General features: G+C 42.0%; 20 protein-coding genes. 19 read left to right on the top strand and 1 reads right to left on the bottom strand.

The features are described from left to right. Window positions 1-135: 135 nt before the first annotated feature. The 10 genes from HMPREF2904_RS06065 (at window position 136) to glmS (ending at window position 10,726) form a co-directional block, all read left to right on the top strand. Window positions 136-591, top strand: a complete 456-nt coding sequence (locus HMPREF2904_RS06065; protein WP_060933554.1) for a MarR family winged helix-turn-helix transcriptional regulator — start codon at window positions 136-138, stop codon at window positions 589-591. Window positions 592-647: 56 nt separating this feature from the next. Next, a complete protein-coding gene (locus tag HMPREF2904_RS11745; protein WP_070660996.1) occupies window positions 648-1,880 on the top strand; it encodes an acyl-CoA thioesterase/BAAT N-terminal domain-containing protein in 1,233 nt (410 codons plus the stop codon). 141 nt (window positions 1,881-2,021) lie between these two features. After that, window positions 2,022-2,435, top strand: coding sequence for a YjdF family protein (locus tag HMPREF2904_RS06055; RefSeq protein WP_070660994.1), 414 nt, complete (start codon window positions 2,022-2,024; stop codon window positions 2,433-2,435). A 310-nt stretch (window positions 2,436-2,745) separates the two neighbouring features. Beyond that, on the top strand, window positions 2,746-3,195 hold the full coding sequence (locus HMPREF2904_RS06050) for a MarR family winged helix-turn-helix transcriptional regulator (RefSeq protein WP_070660991.1): 450 nt from the start codon (window positions 2,746-2,748) through the stop codon (window positions 3,193-3,195). Between the two features lie 18 nt (window positions 3,196-3,213). Further along, on the top strand, window positions 3,214-4,062 hold the full coding sequence (locus HMPREF2904_RS06045; protein ID WP_070660988.1) for an SDR family oxidoreductase: 849 nt from the start codon (window positions 3,214-3,216) through the stop codon (window positions 4,060-4,062). Next, on the top strand, window positions 4,063-4,791 hold the full coding sequence (locus tag HMPREF2904_RS06040) for an ATP-binding cassette domain-containing protein (protein WP_070660986.1): 729 nt from the start codon (window positions 4,063-4,065) through the stop codon (window positions 4,789-4,791). Further along, entirely contained in the window at window positions 4,784-6,304 is a 1,521-nt protein-coding gene (locus tag HMPREF2904_RS06035; protein ID WP_070660981.1) for an ABC transporter permease/substrate-binding protein, read from the top strand. The genes HMPREF2904_RS06040 and HMPREF2904_RS06035 overlap by 8 nt, the downstream gene beginning before the upstream one ends. Before the next feature lie 166 nt (window positions 6,305-6,470). Beyond that, window positions 6,471-7,166 (top strand): gamma-glutamyl-gamma-aminobutyrate hydrolase family protein, encoded by a 696-nt coding sequence (locus tag HMPREF2904_RS06030; protein ID WP_176744611.1) that lies wholly within the window; start codon window positions 6,471-6,473, stop codon window positions 7,164-7,166. Window positions 7,167-7,300: 134 nt separating this feature from the next. Next, on the top strand, window positions 7,301-8,686 hold the full coding sequence (locus tag HMPREF2904_RS06025) for a glycoside hydrolase family 1 protein (RefSeq protein WP_070660975.1): 1,386 nt from the start codon (window positions 7,301-7,303) through the stop codon (window positions 8,684-8,686). Between the two features lie 231 nt (window positions 8,687-8,917). Beyond that, window positions 8,918-10,726 (top strand): glutamine--fructose-6-phosphate transaminase (isomerizing), encoded by a 1,809-nt coding sequence (gene glmS / locus HMPREF2904_RS06020; RefSeq protein ID WP_070660972.1) that lies wholly within the window; start codon window positions 8,918-8,920, stop codon window positions 10,724-10,726. Between the two features lie 58 nt (window positions 10,727-10,784). Here the strand turns inward: glmS and HMPREF2904_RS06015 are convergent, their stop codons facing one another. Further along, window positions 10,785-11,642 (bottom strand): 5'-nucleotidase, lipoprotein e(P4) family, encoded by an 858-nt coding sequence (locus tag HMPREF2904_RS06015; RefSeq protein ID WP_070448942.1) that lies wholly within the window; start codon window positions 11,640-11,642, stop codon window positions 10,785-10,787. Between the two features lie 427 nt (window positions 11,643-12,069). Between HMPREF2904_RS06015 and HMPREF2904_RS06010 the strand changes: the two genes are divergently transcribed. From HMPREF2904_RS06010 to HMPREF2904_RS05970, 9 genes are all read left to right on the top strand, one after another. Next, a complete protein-coding gene (locus tag HMPREF2904_RS06010; RefSeq protein ID WP_371106545.1) occupies window positions 12,070-13,071 on the top strand; it encodes a uroporphyrinogen decarboxylase family protein in 1,002 nt (333 codons plus the stop codon). A 17-nt stretch (window positions 13,072-13,088) separates the two neighbouring features. Next, window positions 13,089-13,289 (top strand): hypothetical protein, encoded by a 201-nt coding sequence (locus HMPREF2904_RS06005; RefSeq protein ID WP_070660966.1) that lies wholly within the window; start codon window positions 13,089-13,091, stop codon window positions 13,287-13,289. Between the two features lie 99 nt (window positions 13,290-13,388). Beyond that, window positions 13,389-14,390: a uroporphyrinogen decarboxylase family protein gene (locus tag HMPREF2904_RS06000; protein ID WP_070660965.1), complete on the top strand. Its 1,002-nt coding sequence runs from the start codon at window positions 13,389-13,391 to the stop codon at window positions 14,388-14,390. Window positions 14,391-14,417: 27 nt separating this feature from the next. Continuing rightward, window positions 14,418-15,296 carry a transporter substrate-binding domain-containing protein gene (locus tag HMPREF2904_RS05995; RefSeq protein WP_070660963.1) on the top strand — a complete coding sequence of 293 codons (879 nt, stop codon included), beginning with the start codon at window positions 14,418-14,420 and terminating at the stop codon, window positions 15,294-15,296. Between the two features lie 66 nt (window positions 15,297-15,362). Beyond that, entirely contained in the window at window positions 15,363-16,055 is a 693-nt protein-coding gene (locus tag HMPREF2904_RS05990; RefSeq protein ID WP_070660961.1) for an amino acid ABC transporter permease, read from the top strand. A gap of 3 nt (window positions 16,056-16,058) precedes the next feature. Next, on the top strand, window positions 16,059-16,745 hold the full coding sequence (locus tag HMPREF2904_RS05985; protein ID WP_070660959.1) for an amino acid ABC transporter permease: 687 nt from the start codon (window positions 16,059-16,061) through the stop codon (window positions 16,743-16,745). A 19-nt stretch (window positions 16,746-16,764) separates the two neighbouring features. Then, window positions 16,765-17,529: an amino acid ABC transporter ATP-binding protein gene (locus HMPREF2904_RS05980; protein WP_070660956.1), complete on the top strand. Its 765-nt coding sequence runs from the start codon at window positions 16,765-16,767 to the stop codon at window positions 17,527-17,529. A 108-nt stretch (window positions 17,530-17,637) separates the two neighbouring features. After that, window positions 17,638-18,027 (top strand): DUF1310 family protein, encoded by a 390-nt coding sequence (locus HMPREF2904_RS05975; protein ID WP_070660953.1) that lies wholly within the window; start codon window positions 17,638-17,640, stop codon window positions 18,025-18,027. Window positions 18,028-18,193: 166 nt separating this feature from the next. Then, window positions 18,194-18,580, top strand: a complete 387-nt coding sequence (locus HMPREF2904_RS05970) for a DUF1310 family protein (protein ID WP_049473088.1) — start codon at window positions 18,194-18,196, stop codon at window positions 18,578-18,580.

The raw sequence follows: 18,580 nt of genomic DNA, 5'->3' as shown, positions 1-18,580 counted from the left end.
TGAAGCCAACTAAATTGGTTAATATTGTTGTAAAATAAAAATGAATCCTTCAGAGTTCAGCTCTGGAGGATTTTTTAGGCTCAGCTTGACAATAAATAGTATTTTTGTTAATATCATTAACAAAAGAGAGGCGCTATGAATAAGAAAGAACTGTATAAGTTTAATAATCGTTTTAACAGCTTTGCTTTAGCTTTTGAACAGTTGAAAAAAGCTCAGCATAGGAACAGTATTGATAAATCAATCACTATTAATGAAGTCCATTTGATCGACCTGATAGGTCGCAATCAGCCTGTGAATCTAGTGAAATTATCTGAGTTACTTGAAGTATCTAGGAGTGCCATTACTCAGAGTGTTAGACGTTTAACCAAGAAAGACCTCGTTACTTTTGAATTTGCACCGGATAATGAAAAAAATAAATATCTGATATTATCCAAAAAAGGTGTTGAAGTTTTTAATATCCATAAAGAGCAGCAAGAACATATTGAAAAGGCCATTTTTTCAGTTTTAAGAAACTATAGTGAGGAGGATCTTCAAATGGTTATGAAACTGATGGATGATGTTGAACAGGTATGGCAAGAATTGCCGTGGTAAAAATCACGGTAATTTTAAAACTATATTGTTAATTATATTAACAAAAAGAGGAAGATATGAATATACAAATTGAACTGATCTCAGAGTCTGATTTAGCAGACGAATCTTTTAATATTGTCATCGATGGCTTAAAACCAAGAGAAACCTATCGAGTCGAAATGTATTTATCTGATTATTATTGTATCAATGCTCCTATGCTTTTAGCTCATAATGTTTTATGGAAATCAACAGCGACTTTTGTATCAGATAAGAATGGTATTATTGATATTTCGCAAACTCCATCTTGTTCTGGCTCTTATGAAGATATTGCAACAATGGGGTTATTCTTTAATACCAAGCCCTTGACCAATAGGAAAAAGAAACTTCCAAACTCTCTTTCTAAAATTCCCTTATTAGATCACTTTTTTGTGGAAATCAAAATTATACAAGGTAATACTGTCGTTGCAGAGAGAACTTTCAAAAGACATTACATGAGTTCGCAAATTAGTCATCAAGATATTTACAGGAAACATTTTCAAGGGAGACTATTTTATGATAAAAAGGCAATAAAAGCACCAGCATTGATTATTGTGAGCGGTAGTGAAGGAAGGATTGAAAAGGCACAGAATATAGCTCAGCTTCTATCTTCTAGAGGTTATATTTGCTTAGCAGTTGCCTACTTTGGTTTAGAGGGGTTGCCAAAAAATTTGGAACGTATTCCTTTAGAGTGCCTTGTGGAAGCAAAGGATTATCTACGTCAGTATCATCAAGTAGATAGTGAAAGAATTGGAATCTATGGACGTTCTAAGGGAGCAGAGTTAGTTTTAGCTGAGGAGAGCATTTTTAATGACGTTCAATGTTTGGTACTAAATTCACCCTCTGATGTGGTGTATGAAGGGATAAAAGGGAAATGGAACTCCCATACTTCTTCTTGGACGTATTTGCAAAAGGAACTTACCTATCAAAAGTTTCGACTGAGAGATTATCTGTTTAGCAAACTTTTTAGAAAACCTATCCCTAAAGATCGCTCTGCTAGGATAGACATTAGTAGACTCTCTTCGCCAATCTTATTGCTCGGAAGTACTGTTGATGAAATATGGGATGCCTCGTCAGCAATAGCCAATATTGTCTCACATTATAAAGGCCACCACATTACATTTAAAAAATATCATGAAATAGGTCACATGTTGACAGTGGCTTATCAACCCAATCATCGCTATCGAAAAGATTGGCGTTTATTGATGAAAGAGAGTAAGGATTCTTGGTTGGCTACGATTCATTTTTTTGATAGGCATTTGAAGAAGCAATAACATAAGATTATAAATATGCTATAATAGTCCCAACTAAGATAAAAACACAGTTCTGGTTGGTAGTCCAGACGTAGGCAAGCCTATCAGTAACCTTCCTCCTTGGTTGTCCATTCTTAGGGATAGATTTAAGGAGGTGCTGTCGTGGAAACAATTTCAATTGGATTGACAGTTTATTTTGAAGATGGATTTTGGCATGGTTTGTTCGAACAAGTGTATCGAGAAGCTTATCAAGTTTGTCGTGTGACATTTGGTCAGGAGCCAAAAGATGATGAAATTCTAGAGATGTTACAGACTCAGTTTACTCATTTATCTTTTAGTCCAGAAGCTACAGTTAAGCAACATGTAAAAATCAAGAATCCTAAACGATTACAGCGAGCTGTGAAGAAACAAGTAAAGAAGAAAATTTCTTCCAAGTCGAAAGAACTATTGCAGTTGCAGTATGAGGAAAGGAAAAAGATTTCAAAACATCAATCTAGTGTCCAAAAGCAATTGCTCAAACAAGAGAAATTCGAACGCAAACAGCAAAAACGAAGAGACAAGCATAAAGGACATTAACCCTTATCTCTTTCATCAAAAAAAGCTTCGGTAGGAAGAACCCTACCGAGGCTTTTTAACAAATTTCATTCTGCATTACAGTGAACAGATGTAAAACTCAGTGTTGTTCTACAAGGAGTTTAAATGTTGCTCTTCTTCCAAGAAAAATTGTGAAAAAAGAGAATAAGTCTGGCAATTTTGAGGTCGTCAAGAATCCTTTGAAGAGTATCTTAGAAAAAAATGTTATTTCTATATCGAAACAGTTGACAGATGTAACAGGCAGTGGTACAATGACTTTAATATTTCGATATAGAAATAAAAAGGAGACAAAATGGACAAGATACAAGGGGGCTACCAAGCTTTACAGATACGCTTATTGAACGGGCGACTTTTTCAAAAACTCTTGAGCAAGGAATCAGATGCCCAATACCGAAGTGAACAGGGGAAAATTTTAACGATTTTGTGGAAGCAAGAGTTGGGGTGCGCTACTGCGACCGATATCGCTCTTGCGACGGGTCTAGCTAATAATACATTGACCAGTATGGTTAAGAAATTGGAAGAACAAGGCTTGGTTACGATTCAACCTTGCACACAGGATAAAAGGAAAAAATATATCTCTTTGACAGACCTTGGTTGGGCGCAAAAAGAAATTGGAAACCGTGTCAGCAAAGAACTGGGAGAGATTTTTTACCAAGGTTTTTCAGATCAAGAAATCCGAGAATTTGAAGCCTATCAAGAGCGTATTATTGACAATCTAAAAGCTAAAGAAAATGACATCTAGGGAAAGGAGGCAACAGTTATGATTGGAATTACAGGTGTAACAGGGAAATTAGGTTCCTATGTGGCTGATCTTGTCGATAAAAAAGGAATTGCTTCTATCCATCTGGCAAGAAGTCCAGAGCGGGCAACAGTCTACGCGTCAGCGGAAATTCGTAAGATGGTGTATGCCAATACTCCAAAAGTAGTTGAGGCCTTAAAGGGTATCGATGTCTTATTGATGGTCTCTGCTCGGGAAAATCCAGAGCGTGTCAAGGAGCACAAGGAGTTTTTAGATGCTGCAAAGCTTGCTGGGGTGCAGCATATCGTCTATACCTCCTTTTACGGAGCAGATGAAAAAGCAACCTTTACCTTGTCTCGAGATCATGCCCAGACGGAAGCCTATATCAAGGAGTTAGGGTTCACCTACACTTTTTTGAGAGATAATTTTTACTTGGACTTCTTGATTGATATTGCGCTTGAAAATGGAGAGATTCGTGGTCCGGCTGGCAGTGGGCAGGTGTCAGCTGTTGCCCGTAAGGACACATCTAGGGTTGCAGCAGAAATTCTTTTAAATCCTAAGGAGTGGAAAAATCAAACCTTGAATCTAACAGGACCAGAGGAACTTTCTATGGAGGAAATCGTAGCGCTTCTCTCAAAAGAGACCGGTAATGCCATCACGTATGTAGACGAATCGGTAGAAGAGGCCTATGAGTCACGGAAAAAATGGCCAGCACAAAACTGGGAGTACGATGCTTGGGTCAGTACCTATACAGCTATCAAAGTTGGGGAACAAGCTGGGGTTTCAACAGATGTCGAAATGGTATTAGGACGTCCAGCTATGAGTTTAATAGATGTTTTGAAAGAAAGACAGTTGCTTGAGGAAGATTAAATGATTGAATACAAACATGTAGCCTTGCGCTACACGGAAAAGGACATTTTGAAAGATGTCAATCTCCGCATTGAAAATGGAGAATTTATGGTGCTAGTGGGTCCTTCAGGGTCTGGAAAAACCACCATGATCAAGCTGGTCAACCGTCTCTTGGAGCCGACTGATGGCAATATCTATATGGATGGGAAACGTATCAAGGACTATGATGAACGGGAGTTACGTCTCAGCACCGGCTATGTCCTTCAAGCCATTGCCCTCTTTCCAAACTTGACCGTTGCTGAAAATATAGCTCTGATTCCTGAGATGAAGGGCTGGAGCAAGGAGCAAATCGCTTCGAAAACAGAAGAACTCTTGGCCAAGGTGGGGCTTCCTGCGGCAGACTATGCTCATCGGTTACCAAGCGAGTTATCTGGTGGAGAGCAGCAACGGATTGGCATTGTGCGCGCCATCATTGGGGAACCAAAAATTCTATTGATGGACGAGCCTTTTTCAGCCTTGGATGCCATCTCTCGCAAGCAGTTGCAGGCTCTTACCAAAGAATTGCACAAGGAGTTCGGTATGACCACTATTTTTGTGACCCACGATACGGACGAGGCCTTAAAATTAGGCGACCGGATTGCAGTACTGCAAGAAGGAGAGATTGTACAGGTAGCGGATTCTGAGTCCATTTTAGACCAGCCAGCCAACGACTTTGTTGCAGATCTATTTGGAGGTGCTCACCATGTCTAAACTATTTGCAACCTTTCAAGAGCGCTTTGGGGACTGGCTCACTGCACTGGGGCAACATTTGCAACTGTCATTACTGACCTTGCTCCTTGCGATTTTTCTGGCTGTTCCTCTAGCTATTTATTTGAGTATTCACAAAAGAACAAGCAACTGGGTTTTACAGCTAGCTGGGATCTTCCAGACCATTCCTTCCATGGCCCTTCTCGGCCTCTTCATACCCATCATGGGAATCGGAACGCTTCCGGCCTTGACAGCTCTCGTTATCTATGCCATTTTCCCGATCCTTCAAAATACCATCACCGGTTTACAGGGGATTGATCCAAGCCTTGAAGAAGCAGGAATCGCCTTTGGTATGACCAAGTGGGAGCGACTCAAGAAGTTCGAGATTCCCTTGGCCATGCCCGTCATTATGTCTGGGATTCGCACGGCAGCCGTGATGATTATTGGGACAGCTACCCTAGCTGCCTTGATTGGAGCTGGGGGACTCGGTTCCTTTATCCTCCTAGGGGTTGACCGCAATAATGCCAGTCTGATTTTGATCGGTGCCCTATCTTCTGCCTTCTTAGCCATCGCATTTAACCTTCTTCTCAAATGGATGGAAAAGGCCAAATTGCGGACCATCTTTGCAGCCTTTGCTGTGATGGTTATTGGATTAGGAGCTTCTTATACGCCAAGTCTTCTTCCCAAACCGAAAAAAGAAAATCTGGTCATTGCTGGGAAGTTGGGTCCTGAACCTGAAATTCTCGCCAATATGTATAAGATCTTGATCGAGAAAAATACGGATATGACAGTGACTGTCAAACCGAATTTTGGCAAGACCACCTTCCTCTATGAAGCCCTGAAAAAAGGGGATATCGCTATCTATCCAGAGTTTACAGGGACTGTGACCGAGAGTCTCCTCAAGCCAGCACCACAAGTCGGCCATGATCCAGAAGCAGTCTATCAAGCAGCCCGAGATGGGATTAAGCGACAAGACGACCTGGCCTTGCTCAAACCGATGGCTTATCAAAATACCTATGCTGTTGCAGTGCCTAAGAAGATTGCCCAAGAGTATGGACTCAAGACTATTTCAGATTTGAAAAAGGTGGAAGGACAACTCAAGGCAGGCTTTACCTTGGAGTTTACCGACCGAGAGGATGGAAACAAGGGCTTGCAGAAGGTCTATGGTCTTCATCTACAAGTCTCCACCATGGAGCCAGCTCTTCGCTACCAGGCTATCCAGTCTGGGGATATCCAGATAACAGATGCCTACTCAACGGATGCCGAGCTGGCTCGTTATGACCTGGTGGTCCTTGAAGATGACAAGCAACTTTTTCCACCTTATCAAGGGGCGCCCCTCATGAAAGAAGCTCTCCTTAAGAAACATCCAGAATTAGAAGGCATTCTGAACAAGTTGGCGGGTAAAATTACGGAAGCCCAGATGAGCCAGATGAACTACCAAGTGGGAGTAGAAGGAAAACCTGCTGCCCAAGTAGCGCGTGACTTTTTGGTGAAAGAAGGATTTATCAAAAATTAACAAACAATTCTCAAGTCTTCGCACTTGAGGATTTTTTGATAGAAAGCAATTTTAAATGCTTTTGGGGTAGAGGGAAAGACCTTCTCTTCAAAAAAACTCCATTGAGTCTGGCTTAAAATTGTGTTACAATAAGCTTTGAAAATGAATGAAAGTATATGGAAAAAGTATGAAAAAACAACCAGTGATTGGAATTACAGGAAATGAAAGACCCTTCCCGGATGATCCAGACGCGAACATGAGTTATGCGGCGACTGGTTTTGTCGAAGCGGTCAAAGAGGCAGGAGGGATTCCTTTGATCTTGCCGATTGGAGATGCGGCCTTGGCCAAAGACTACATATCGATGATTGATAAGCTCATCATCACCGGTGGACAAAATGTCTTGCCCAAGTTTTACGGAGAAGAAATCACCATCGACAGTGATGACTACCTCTTGAAACGCGATCTCTTTGAGTTGGCCTTGATTGAAGAAGCGCGTGCGGCTAAAAAAGCTATCTTTACCGTTTGTCGTGGGACCCAGCTCTATAATGTCGCTCTAGGGGGAACGCTGTATCAAGACATTGAACACCATTGGCAAGACAATCCAGGTCAGTACACCAGCCAAGAGTTGGTGACCAAGGATCAGACGGTCCTGCAAGAGATCTATGGTAAGACCAGTCGCATCAATTCTTTCCATCATCAAAGTATTAAAGACTTGGCAGATGGCTTAGAAGTGATCGCGCGGGATCCCAAAGACGACGTCATAGAGGCGGTTCAATCCATAGATGAAAGTCGTTTTCTCGGCGTTCAATGGCATCCGGAATTGCGTTTTGACAAGAGTCCAGCAGACCACAAACTCTTTGAATATGTCGTGAATGACTTATAATGAGGACCAGCTCTCTTAGGAATTTTTCTAAGGGAGCTTTTTCTTTAATCTGCGTAAGAAAGACTGTAAATTGTGCCTAGGTTTTGGGGGGATATTCGTTACAATAGAGCTAGTAGAATGAGGAGGATTAGGACATGTTTCAATTTCCAAAGGATTTTTTATGGGGGAGTTCGACCTCGGGTCCACAGACAGAAGGGCGTCTAGATCAGGATGGAAAAGGTGACAATCTCTGGGATTACTGGTATAGGATCGAACCCAATCGCTTTTATCAAGGGCAGGGACCAGAGAAAACATCCACTTTTTATGAACACTGGGAAGACGACCTGGATCTCTTGTTAGAAACTGGGCACACCGCCTTTCGAACCTCTATCCAGTGGTCCCGTATTTTCCCAGAAGGCCGAGGGGAGATCAATCAAGCAGGTGTCGATTTCTACCGTCGTGTCTTTGAAAAGATTAAGGAAAAAGGGATTCACCTCTTGGTCAACCTCTATCATTTTGATTTGCCGATGGCTCTCCAAGAGCAGGGCGATGGTTGGGAAAACAAGGAAACCGCCTATGCTTATCAAGAATATGCGCGTTTTTGTTTCAAGACCTATGGGGATCTGGTCGACCAGTGGATCACCTTTAATGAACCCATTGTACCTGTGGAGTTTGGTTATTTTTATGATGCCCATTTTCCTCATAAGGTAGATGCAGCTACAGCTGTAAAAGTAGCCTACCACACCCAGTTAGCAAGCTCTCTAGCGGTCAAGGCCTGTCACGAGGTGGATCCCAATTCCCGGATCGGGATTGTGCTCAATCTGACACCAGCCTACCCTCGGAGCCAGCATCCAGAAGATGTTAAAGCCGCTCGTATCGCCGAGCTCTTCCAAGCCAAATCTTTTTTAGATCCTTCTGTTCTTGGCCATTATCCTCAAGAATTAGTGGAGATCTTGCGGGAGCGTGATCTCTTGCCAGATTATGATCCCTTTGAGTTGCGCTTGATGGAGGAAAATACCGTCGACTATCTAGGTGTTAACTATTACCAACCACTCCGTGTAGCAGCTCCTCGTTATGCTCCGAATCCAGCTTCTCCCCTACTCTTTGAGCAATTTTATGAACCCTATGTCATGCCAGGTCGCAAGATTAATCCCCACCGTGGTTGGGAAATCTATGAGCAAGGCCTGTATGACATTGCCAAAAATATCAAGGAAAACTATGGCAATATCGAGTGGATTTTGACAGAAAATGGGATGGGGGTCGAAGGCGAGGAAAAATTCCGCGAGAATGGGGTGATCCAAGATGACTACCGGATTGACTTTGTCAAAGACCATCTTCGTGAGCTCCATCGGGCTATTCAAGATGGTGCCAATTGTAAAGGCTATTTGATCTGGACCTTTATTGACTGCTGGTCTTGGCTCAATGGCTACAAGAACCGCTATGGTTTAGTTGAGTTGGATCTCGAAAGTCAAAAACGCACCCTCAAAAAATCCGGCCATTGGTTCCGTGAATTGAGCCAGCAGAATGGATTTGAAGAGTAGAAAAAGCAACCTATCAACCAAGATGTTGATAGGTTTTTCTTAACCCTTCCTTAACTAGACCAATTTTCTTATATTTCCTAGTTGACAAACTGGAAAAAGCATTGTATACTGACTCCAATGGTTACTTTTTTGGTAAATTAGACTAGACCAATTTACAGTAACTGAGAAATCGACCATGGGTCGTTTGACTAAGTAAAGGGGAAAGTATAGCAAGACTATATCGTAAAGACTATGTGCGGAATCGTTGGTGTTGTAGGAAATACAAATGCTACTGATATTTTGATTCAAGGACTTGAAAAGCTCGAATACCGAGGTTATGACTCTGCAGGTGTTTTTCTGGCTAGTGAAGGCAAGAGCCAATTGGTAAAGGCAGTTGGTCGCATTGCAGAATTGTCAGCTAAGGCAGAAGGTGTCGAAGGGGAAGCGGGAATTGGACATACCCGTTGGGCCACTCATGGAAAACCAACTGAGGACAATGCTCACCCACACCGTTCGGAGACAGGTCGTTTTGTTTTGGTACACAATGGCGTCATTGAAAACTACCTTGAAATCAAGGAAGAATACCTGGCTGGTCACCATTTCAAGGGGCAAACAGATACAGAAATCGCAGCCCACTTGATCGGAAAATTTGCTGAAGAAGAGGGCTTGTCTACGCTTGAAGCCTTCAAAAAAGCCCTCCACATCATCCGTGGGGCCTATGCTTTTGCTTTGATGGATGCGGAAGATCCAAGCACCATCTATGTAGCGAAAAATAAGTCACCACTCTTGATCGGTCTTGGAGATGGTTACAATATGGTTTGCTCTGATGCTATGGCCATGATTCGTGAAACCAACCAATACATGGAAATCCATGACCAAGAGTTGGTCATTGTCAAGGCTGACAGCGTTGAAGTGCAAGACTATGATGGCAACGTCAAAGAACGGGCTAGCTACACGGCTGAACTCGACCTTTCTGATATTGGAAAAGGGACTTACCCATACTACATGCTCAAAGAAATCGATGAGCAACCAACTGTCATGCGTAAGTTGATCCAAGCCTATACAGATGAATCTGGTCAAGTAGTGGTAGAGCCAGCTATCATCAAAGCGGTTCAAGAAGCAGACCGCATCTACATTCTTGCAGCTGGAACTTCTTACCATGCTGGATTTGCTTCTAAGAAAATGCTAGAAGAGTTGACGGATACTCCAGTAGAACTCGGTATCTCCTCTGAGTGGGGCTACGGCATGCCACTTCTCAGCAAGAAACCACTCTTCATCTTTATCAGCCAATCTGGTGAAACAGCCGATAGCCGCCAAGTATTGGTCAAAGCCAATGAAATGGGCATTCCAAGCTTGACAGTGACCAATGTTCCAGGATCTACTCTTTCACGTGAAGCAGACATGACTATGTTGCTCCATGCTGGTCCTGAAATTGCGGTCGCTTCCACCAAGGCTTATACGTCTCAAATCGCAGCCCTTGCCTTTCTGGCTAAAGCTGTTGGGGAAGCCAATGGCAATGAGAAGGCCAAAGCCTTTGATTTGGTGCACGAATTGTCTATCGTTGCCCAATCGATCGAATCAACCCTTTCAGAAAAAGAAGTGATCGACGAAAAAGTTCGTGGCTTGTTGGAAACAACCCGCAATGCTTTCTATATTGGACGTGGCCAAGATTACTATGTTGCTATGGAAGCCAGTCTGAAACTAAAAGAAATTTCTTACATCCAATGTGAAGGCTTCGCTGCGGGTGAGTTGAAACACGGTACTATCGCTCTGATCGAAGAGGGTACACCGGTTATCGCCCTCTTGTCTGATCCAGTCCTAGCCAGCCACACACGTGGAAACATCCAAGAAGTGGCAGCACGTGGGGCTCATGTCTTAACCATTGCAGAAGAAAATGTCGCTAAAGAGACAGATGATTTGGTCTTGACAGCGGTTCACCCTTACCTCTCTCCAATCTCAATGGTGGTACCAACCCAATTGATTGCCTACTTTGCAACCCTTCATCGTGGGCTCGATGTTGATAAACCACGGAACCTTGCTAAGTCTGTAACAGTTGAATAAAATTATCTATATAGAAAAAAACATCCTCGTTAGGTTTTTCCTAGCGAGGATGTTTGCTTTATTTATCAAAACCTTGCAAGGCTTTGAGGCGTTCTTCTGTTTGTCCCTTGGCATCTAGTTTTTTACCTTGGTAAACAGCAGATTCCCATGATCCATACATTGGATTTGGGAAGATGATGAATTTTTCACCAAATTCTTTTTGCAATTCGTCCAATTTCTTGTCGCGATCAGCTTCAGAGGTCTTAGAGAAGTCTGCAAAGTCGACCAGGTTGTCCCCGAAGAGCAAGACAAGGTTGGTCTTTTCTTGTACAGCTTGGCGACGGCCTTCTTTTGATTTGACGCCATCTTCTAAGAACATGAGGTGGTCACGTCCTTGAACAGGAATGCCTTCTTTTTCAAGGTTTTTGATGGTATCATCTACTTGAGAGGTTGTACGGTCAGAAATGTAGTAGATTTGAACCCCGTTTTGATCCGCATATTGAAGGAAATCTTTGGCACCTGGCACCGCTTTTGCGGCTGCTTTTTTCACCCAAACATCCCAATCTTTAGGATTGAAGGCCGTACCATCTTTGACGTTTTGAACTTGGTAAGGGCTGTTGTCTAAAACAGTTTCGTCCAAATCCAAGACGATGGAATAAGGCTTATCAGAAGGAGTTTGGAGGATCTCTTTCAAACGGTCAGTAGCGACATTGTAGCCTTGTAAATACAAAGCCTTGGTTTCTGCTGCCTTTTGGTACCAGAGAACAGACATGGTATTTTCTTGTGAGCGCTGCTGATCATAGGTCATCGTCACCTGATTTTTAGTGCTACTTGCTTTTGTCTCTTGCGTTTTGTTGGTGTTGCTTCCACAACTCGTCAGTAAAATGACAGAAGCAAGAGCAGAAACGATGGTAAAGGTGGTTTTTGTTGTTTTCATAAACCGTACACTCCTTAAAATTATTCTATAAAAATTATACTCCTTTCAATCTTGCCTGACAAGAAAGAGAAGAAGGGGATCCAGGGAATGGTAAAATGAATAGGAAGAAAGAAATGTTGATATGAAGGGCTTTTTCACCTCAATAGATGCCATTTTTCAGCTTAAAAGAAGGGGTATAGTTTTATGCTATAACCGGATCAAAAAAAGATCAAAGCAGCTCTTTTCTTTTAAAATGAAACAATCGAGAAAGATACTCGCAAGTCCCTATTTTCAAGGACTTGCCTTTTTTTGATGCCTTTCTCAATAAAGAAATTTTAAGGCCTTGATAGGGAAAATATATTAGTCAGCCACTTTTCGAGGTGATATCATGGTTACAAATTCCAGAAGGGAAGCAGTTAGTCTTTCTTTTGGAGAAAAGATGAGGAGGATGTACAGTATGAGTAAAAAAGAATTGGTTCTTCGTGCCATTCGAGGCGAAACAGTAGAACGAATCCCTGTAGGATTTTGGCTCCATTATGTGACCCAAGAAGAAAAAGAATTGGGGCTAGACAATCCGGCTGTAGTAGAAAAAAGTATTCAAGGACACCAACACTATGTTGAAGAAATTTCACCTGATTTTGTCAAGATCATGAGCGATGGCTTCTTCCGCTATCCGAGTGCACTTTATTCGAAAGAGATCACATCAATCAAAGAATTGAAGGATATTCAGCCCATCGGGGAGCATCATCCTTGGATTGAAAAACAAATTGAAGTGGTCAAGGAAATTCGTTCTCATTTCCATGAAGAGATTGCTTCTTTCTACAATATTTTCTCGCCCATTTCTTATTTGAAACGCTGGTTCCGTACGGATCAATCCCGTGGAGACCAAGTGATTGCAGACTTTATCAAGGAAGATCCAGAAACTTTAGCTCATGTCCTTGACGTGATTGCAGGAGATATCGCTACTTTAAGTCGCCGCTTGATCCAAGAAGCAGGTGTTGAAGGGATTTACTTCTCAACCCAGCAGGTCCAAGATGAGCGTGTGACAGATGAAGAATACCGCAAGATCATTGAACCGAGCAATATCGCTGTCCTAGAAGCGGCCAATGAAGCTGGAGGCATCAATATCCTTCATATCTGTGGTTTTGAAGGGGCCAGCAATGAAGTGGAGCTCTTCAAGGATTATCCAGCCCAAGTCATTAACTGGGCGACCCATCATGAAGGCCTTAGCCTAGCCGCAGGTCGTAAACTTTTCGGCGATCGTGCCGTTTTGGGTGGCTTTGTCAATGGCAAGAAAGGCTTGCTCTACCAAGGGGAACGAGAAGCGATCGAGCAAGAAACGCGTCGCTTGGTGGCAGAAGCTGGAAGCCGTGGTTTGATCGACTGTACCGTGCCAGATGATTTCCAATTGGAACGCTTAGATTGGGTGCGTCAAGCAGCTGTATTGTAAGAAGAAAGGAGAGGGAGATGAAAAAGATCAATGTATGGTGTATTCTGGTAACCGTTTTGTTTTTGCTTCTAGGGCTCAGTAAAGTCGCTCTAGCAAGCAACCAGGGGAAAGCAAAAAAAGATCCAGATATGGCAAGACTGGAGAAGATTCCAACTCATAGTTTCTCCCTCCTTCGCCCGTCTGATCTAGCAGGAATTCTTCTTCTCGAAGATCAGTGATAAAAAAAGATGAAGAGCTTGATAAAAAATATATATTAGTAAAAGCATCATTGAAGTGATAAGATAACAAACAAGAAAAGAATAGAACGAGGTAAGAACATGTCAGCAAAAAGAGAATTAGTCTTAAAAGCTTTTAAAGGAGAAGCGGTTGACCGTGTGCCAGTTGGATTTTGGCATCATTTTACAACAGAAGAAGAATGGTTGAAAGGATTTTCTAATCCGGAAATTATTGAAAAAAACCTCAATGGCCATAAAAACTTCCTTCACAAGGTCAAACCAGACTTTGTCAAACTCATGAGTGATGGTTACTTTGCTTATCCAAACCCAGCCATTCACAAAGGCCTTGAAAATATCTCTGACTTAGCAGGGATTGAACCACTCGGAGCAGATCATCCATGGATCACAGAGCAGGTAGAGCTCGTTAAAAAAATCCGTGCCGGTTTTGAAGAAGACATTGTGGCTATCTACAATATCTTTGCTCCGGTGACCTACTTCAAATGGTTGGTCGGAGAAGTTTCAGGAGGAGATGACTTGATCGCAAACTTCATCGATCAAGATGCAGCAACTCTTAAAAAAGTATTGGATACGATTGGCCAAGATATTGCCAGTTTGAGCCAACGAATCATCAAAGAAGCAGGAGCAGACGGGATCTACCTCAGTGTTCAAAGTATCCAAGATGCGCGGGTTACACAAGAAGTTTATAAAAACATTATTGCACCGAGCGAACTCCATGTCTTAGAGGCAGCTAATGAAGCCGATGGCGTAAATATCCTTCATATCTGTGGCTACGAAGGAGCCCGCAATGATATCCATCTTTTCACAGACTACCCAGCCCAAGTCATTAACTGGGCAGTCGGACCAGAAGGAATCAGCCTAGCAGAAGGACGCGAAATCTTCGGTGGACGCACGGTTCTTGGTGGTTTTGAAAATGGCAAAAATGGTCTTCTCTACACAGGAGACAAGGCTGCGATCCAAGCAGAAACCAAACGCATCATCGCAGAAACAGGAACGACAGGCTTGGTCATTGGTGCCGATTGTACCATTCCAAGTGACATTGATGAAGAACGAATCGAATGGGTTCGTGAAGCTGCAGCAGAATAAGGAAAATAGAAAAAGGGAGAACAAAGTATGAGTAAAAAAACATGGATTATCGGTGGGGTGGCAGTACTTGCCATTGCAGGTGCAACCATTCTTGGACGGAGCTTGAACCATGCAAACGACAGCAAAGATTCAACAGGATCGAACAAGGTAACAACCTTGAAAGTAGCCCACACTCAAAACTATGTACCGTATGATTTCGTCGATGAAAAAGGAGAATCAGATGGCTATGAAGTAGCCGTTCTCAAAGCCATTGATGAAAAACTACCAGACTACAAGTTTGAGTACACTGGAACGAGTGATGACGATCTCTTGATCGGTCTAGAATCTGGTAAATACGATATCGGAACCAAAGGAGCTTGGTATACCGAAGAACGTGCCAAGAAATTTATCATTCCAAAAGAACCAATTGGAGCAAGTATCATCGGTTTTACCGTACGGAAAGAAGATGCGAATAAATACAAGAACATCGATGACTTCGCTAAAGAAAAAGGAAAATTGGTTCCAATTTCACCACAAAATGCACAATGGAATGTTATTAAAGAATACAATGAAAAGCATAAGGACCAACCAATCGAATTAACAGCTGCGGAATCTTTCAAAGTCGCAGATGCTTATGCTTGGGTTCTTGAAGGGCGTTACGATGCCTTCTTTGACATCAAACTTTCCTTTGAAAAAGCTATCACAGATAAAGATGGTTCTTACCACCAATATGCGGACAAACTGAGCTGGTTTGCCTACAAAGGAATTCCAACTTACCCATTGATCCATAAGGATAAGAAAAACGAAAAATTTGCAGAAGCATACAGCAAGGCTATCAAAGAGTTAGAAAAAGATGGGACACTTGCTAAATTGTCGAAAAAGTATTTCGGTGAAGATGTCTTCGGTTATGTAGATAAAGAGAAATAAGATGGAACTGGGTGCGCATAGCCCCAGCTTCCTTATTTCTATACGGATACAGAAAGGAAAAGAAACATGGTCTCATACGACATTTCCAAGGTCTGGTCATTTCTTCCAACCTTGGTCCAAGCTCTACCAGCGACCCTCGCTTTGATGGTTTTAACGACGGTTCTCGGTTCTGCATTTGGCTTGGTTTTAACCTGGGCACAAGTATCAGAAGATAAGGTAGGAGCAGGTCTGGCAAAAGGTTATGTCTTTACTTTGCGTTGTACTCCTCCGATTGTCTTGCTCTTTTTGGTCTTTTATGGACTCCCCCAATTTTTGAACTGGTGGTTGGGCATTGACATTGACCACTGGTCCAAGTTTGTCTTTGTCCTTGTTGCCATGTTTCTTCTCTTTGCCGCTATGATCTCTGAAGTTTTCAAGGCAGCCTATTTGGCCATTCCAAAAGGTCAGATGGAAGCGGGCTTGAGTATCGGCTTGACGCCAGCCCAAACCATTTGGCGGATTATCCTTCCCCAAGCATTTCGCGTGGCTCTTCCAAATATGACGACTGCCATCTTGAACCTCATGCGCGATGCCGCTTTGGCTTATACCATTGGCTTTATCGATATCATGGGAGCAGGCAACAACTTGATTAGCCGCAATCTTGGGAATTATTCCCTCGAAACGTATACAGCTGTAGCAGTGATCTACTGGGGAATTGCCCTTGTGATCTCCTTCTCCGCTCAACTCCTTGAGAAACGACTCAGTGTAACAGAAAGGTAGCTTATGGATTTCAATTTTATTAGTAAAGCATTTCTAGCCACCTTAGGTGGTGTTCCAGTGACCCTTCTGATCATGGTCGTATCGATTCTTTTGAGTTTCTTTCCAGCCCTCTTTTTGGCACTCGGTCAGATTTATAAGGTCAAAGGTGTTCGCAGTTTCTCAGTGGTTTACTTAGCCTTTATCCGCGCGACGCCTCCGATTCTCTTGATTCTCTTCTTTTATAGTCTCTTTCCCAGCCTCTTAAATAGCTTTTTTAAGAGTATTGGCAGTCACTTTAATGTCTTTGAGATCAATCCCATTTACTATGCCTTTATCATCTTTAGCTTGATGACAACGGGGAGTCTTGCTGAAATTCTACGGTCAGCCATTCTGACTGTGGATAAGGGCCAGCTAGAAGCAGCGCAAGCCATTGGTTTGACCAATCGCCAAGCCTACATCCGCATTGTTTTTCCACAAGCCTTGCGTTCAGCCCTGCCTAATTTGTGTAACCTGGTTATCAACTTGGTCAAAGGAACATCCCTTGTCTTTGTCATGACCATCAAGGATATCACCGCTATTGCCAAGGTCGAAGCCTCTTATGGCTATCAATATTTTGAATCCTATCTAGTGATTTTTATTCTTTATATTGTCATTTGTGGGGTGATTCAGTGGGGATTCAATCGCTTAGAAAAACGCCTGACACTCGCATAGAAGAAGGAGAAATAAGAAGATGTTAGAAGTAGAACACGTATCGAAAAGATTTAAGGACCACCAAGTCCTGGTAGATGTTAATCTCAAGGTCAACCAAGGGGATGTCGTCGTTATTTTAGGTCCATCTGGATCAGGAAAAACAACCTTCCTTCGCTGCCTTAACCACTTGGAAAAGGCAGATACAGGCCACCTAACCCTAGGTGGAAAAGAGTACGACCTCTCAAAACTCAGCAAAAAAGAGATTCTAGAAATCCGCCAAAAGACAGCCTTTGTCTTCCAGCATTATAATCTCTTTGCCAACAAAACAGCGCTTGAAAATATCTTAGAAGGACTGGTTGTAGCTCGTAAGATTCCAAAAGAAGAAGCCATCCAACGGGCAGAATCAGCCCTTGAAAAAGTTGGTCTCCTCGCTTATAAAGATTACTATCCTTCTCAATTGTCAGGTGGTCAGCAGCAACGAATCGGAATCGCGCGTGCCATCGCAGTGAAACCAGACGTGATCTTGCTGGATGAGCCGACTTCAGCGTTAGACCCAGAGTTGGTCGGTGATGTCTTAGATGTCATGAAGCAATTGGCCCAAGAAGGAGTGACCATGGTTGTCGTAACCCATGAGATGGGCTTTGCGCGTGATGTAGCCAACCACGTTATCTTTATGGATGGCGGACACATCATCGAAGAAAACGAACCCCATGAATTCTTCAACAGTCCAAAAGAAGAACGAACCAAACAATTCCTTTCACGGATTTTATCTGATGCTACTTATAGCGTCGAATACATGATTTAACAAGAGACGCACCCAGTAAGGGTGTGTTTTTTAGGTTCTGGAAAAAATTTTTAAAAATTGGGTCATTTTTTAAAAATCATTACGAATAATATAAGTGAGAGGGAACATATGACTGATAAAAAACAACGATTAATGCTACTATTCTTACTGACTTTGTTTCTAGGAGGCTGCAGTCTTTTTACAGATAAAGCTGCTGAGAGAAGGGAAATGATTCAGATTGCAGAGAGTCAGAAGATGAAAGTGGCAATTGAAACCTATTTAAAAAATCTGGATCCAGAGGCATTAACTCCAAATGGGAAAATAAAGTCTTATAGAATTTTAAAAGATAAATTAAAATATAATCCAATGGAAGGAATTATTGTCGAAATTGTCATTAATAGGGATGATCGGTTGACGATTGATATGACGGTCATAGAAGAGGATTCAGGAGAATATCTTGTTGCCACATCAGGAACGCCTAAAGAATTAACGAAATTAATAGAAAGAGACAAGCAATAGCAACCTCATCTATTTTATAGAATTTATTGATTGGGCCAAGTATGTTACATCAATATGTAGTGCTTGTAACCTTTTGGCAACATTTTTTAACAAAAGTAACATTTCAGGTATGAATAGAATTTTGTATAATAAATTCTAAGAAACCTGAAGAAAGAATGGGAAGAAGATGAAAAAAAGTAAATTTATTGTGTTGATAATGGTAGTATTTAGCCTGAGCTTAGGAGGCTGTAGCTTTTTTAATGGACAATCTGCCAAGAAACAAGAAATGATTCAAATCGCAGAGAGTAAGAAGATGAAGGTAGCGATTGAAAATATGTTGAAAAAATTAGATCCTAAAGCTCTTACTCCAGAAGGAAAAATAAAATCATATAAAATCTCTAAAGATGATTTAGATTATAATCCGATGGGAGGGCTATTAGTAAAAATAGTTATAAATAATGATGAAAAATTAGTTTTAAGCACAACTATACAAGAGGATGCTACAACAGGGAAATATGAAGAGACCTATTTTGGGGAAACAGAGGAGTTAAGTGATTTATTAGATAAGGAGTGA

Source organism: Streptococcus sp. HMSC072G04 (assembly GCF_001813295.1).
In the GTDB taxonomy this organism is placed as follows: Bacteria; Bacillota; Bacilli; order Lactobacillales; family Streptococcaceae; genus Streptococcus.
This window is presented reverse-complemented; position numbering and strand designations above follow the sequence as displayed.

What these genes read in the sequence shown, in the direction of transcription:
- HMPREF2904_RS05985 (WP_070660959.1), top strand. Translation starts at nt 16,059, where the DNA reads ATGGATTTCAATTTTATTAGTAAAGCATTTCTAGCCACCTTAGGTGGT.
- HMPREF2904_RS05995 (WP_070660963.1), top strand. Translation starts at nt 14,418, where the DNA reads ATGAGTAAAAAAACATGGATTATCGGTGGGGTGGCAGTACTTGCCATT.
- HMPREF2904_RS06010 (WP_371106545.1), top strand. Translation starts at nt 12,070, where the DNA reads ATGTACAGTATGAGTAAAAAAGAATTGGTTCTTCGTGCCATTCGAGGC.
- glmS (WP_070660972.1), top strand. Translation starts at nt 8,918, where the DNA reads ATGTGCGGAATCGTTGGTGTTGTAGGAAATACAAATGCTACTGATATT.
- HMPREF2904_RS06065 (WP_060933554.1), top strand. Translation starts at nt 136, where the DNA reads ATGAATAAGAAAGAACTGTATAAGTTTAATAATCGTTTTAACAGCTTT.
- HMPREF2904_RS05970 (WP_049473088.1), top strand. Translation starts at nt 18,194, where the DNA reads ATGAAAAAAAGTAAATTTATTGTGTTGATAATGGTAGTATTTAGCCTG.
- HMPREF2904_RS11745 (WP_070660996.1), top strand. Translation starts at nt 648, where the DNA reads ATGAATATACAAATTGAACTGATCTCAGAGTCTGATTTAGCAGACGAA.
- HMPREF2904_RS06045 (WP_070660988.1), top strand. Translation starts at nt 3,214, where the DNA reads ATGATTGGAATTACAGGTGTAACAGGGAAATTAGGTTCCTATGTGGCT.
- HMPREF2904_RS06050 (WP_070660991.1), top strand. Translation starts at nt 2,746, where the DNA reads ATGGACAAGATACAAGGGGGCTACCAAGCTTTACAGATACGCTTATTG.
- HMPREF2904_RS05975 (WP_070660953.1), top strand. Translation starts at nt 17,638, where the DNA reads ATGACTGATAAAAAACAACGATTAATGCTACTATTCTTACTGACTTTG.
- HMPREF2904_RS06000 (WP_070660965.1), top strand. Translation starts at nt 13,389, where the DNA reads ATGTCAGCAAAAAGAGAATTAGTCTTAAAAGCTTTTAAAGGAGAAGCG.
- HMPREF2904_RS05980 (WP_070660956.1), top strand. Translation starts at nt 16,765, where the DNA reads ATGTTAGAAGTAGAACACGTATCGAAAAGATTTAAGGACCACCAAGTC.
- HMPREF2904_RS06040 (WP_070660986.1), top strand. Translation starts at nt 4,063, where the DNA reads ATGATTGAATACAAACATGTAGCCTTGCGCTACACGGAAAAGGACATT.
- HMPREF2904_RS06030 (WP_176744611.1), top strand. Translation starts at nt 6,471, where the DNA reads ATGAAAAAACAACCAGTGATTGGAATTACAGGAAATGAAAGACCCTTC.
- HMPREF2904_RS06015 (WP_070448942.1), bottom strand. Translation starts at nt 11,642, where the DNA reads ATGAAAACAACAAAAACCACCTTTACCATCGTTTCTGCTCTTGCTTCT.
- HMPREF2904_RS05990 (WP_070660961.1), top strand. Translation starts at nt 15,363, where the DNA reads ATGGTCTCATACGACATTTCCAAGGTCTGGTCATTTCTTCCAACCTTG.
- HMPREF2904_RS06005 (WP_070660966.1), top strand. Translation starts at nt 13,089, where the DNA reads ATGAAAAAGATCAATGTATGGTGTATTCTGGTAACCGTTTTGTTTTTG.
- HMPREF2904_RS06035 (WP_070660981.1), top strand. Translation starts at nt 4,784, where the DNA reads ATGTCTAAACTATTTGCAACCTTTCAAGAGCGCTTTGGGGACTGGCTC.
- HMPREF2904_RS06025 (WP_070660975.1), top strand. Translation starts at nt 7,301, where the DNA reads ATGTTTCAATTTCCAAAGGATTTTTTATGGGGGAGTTCGACCTCGGGT.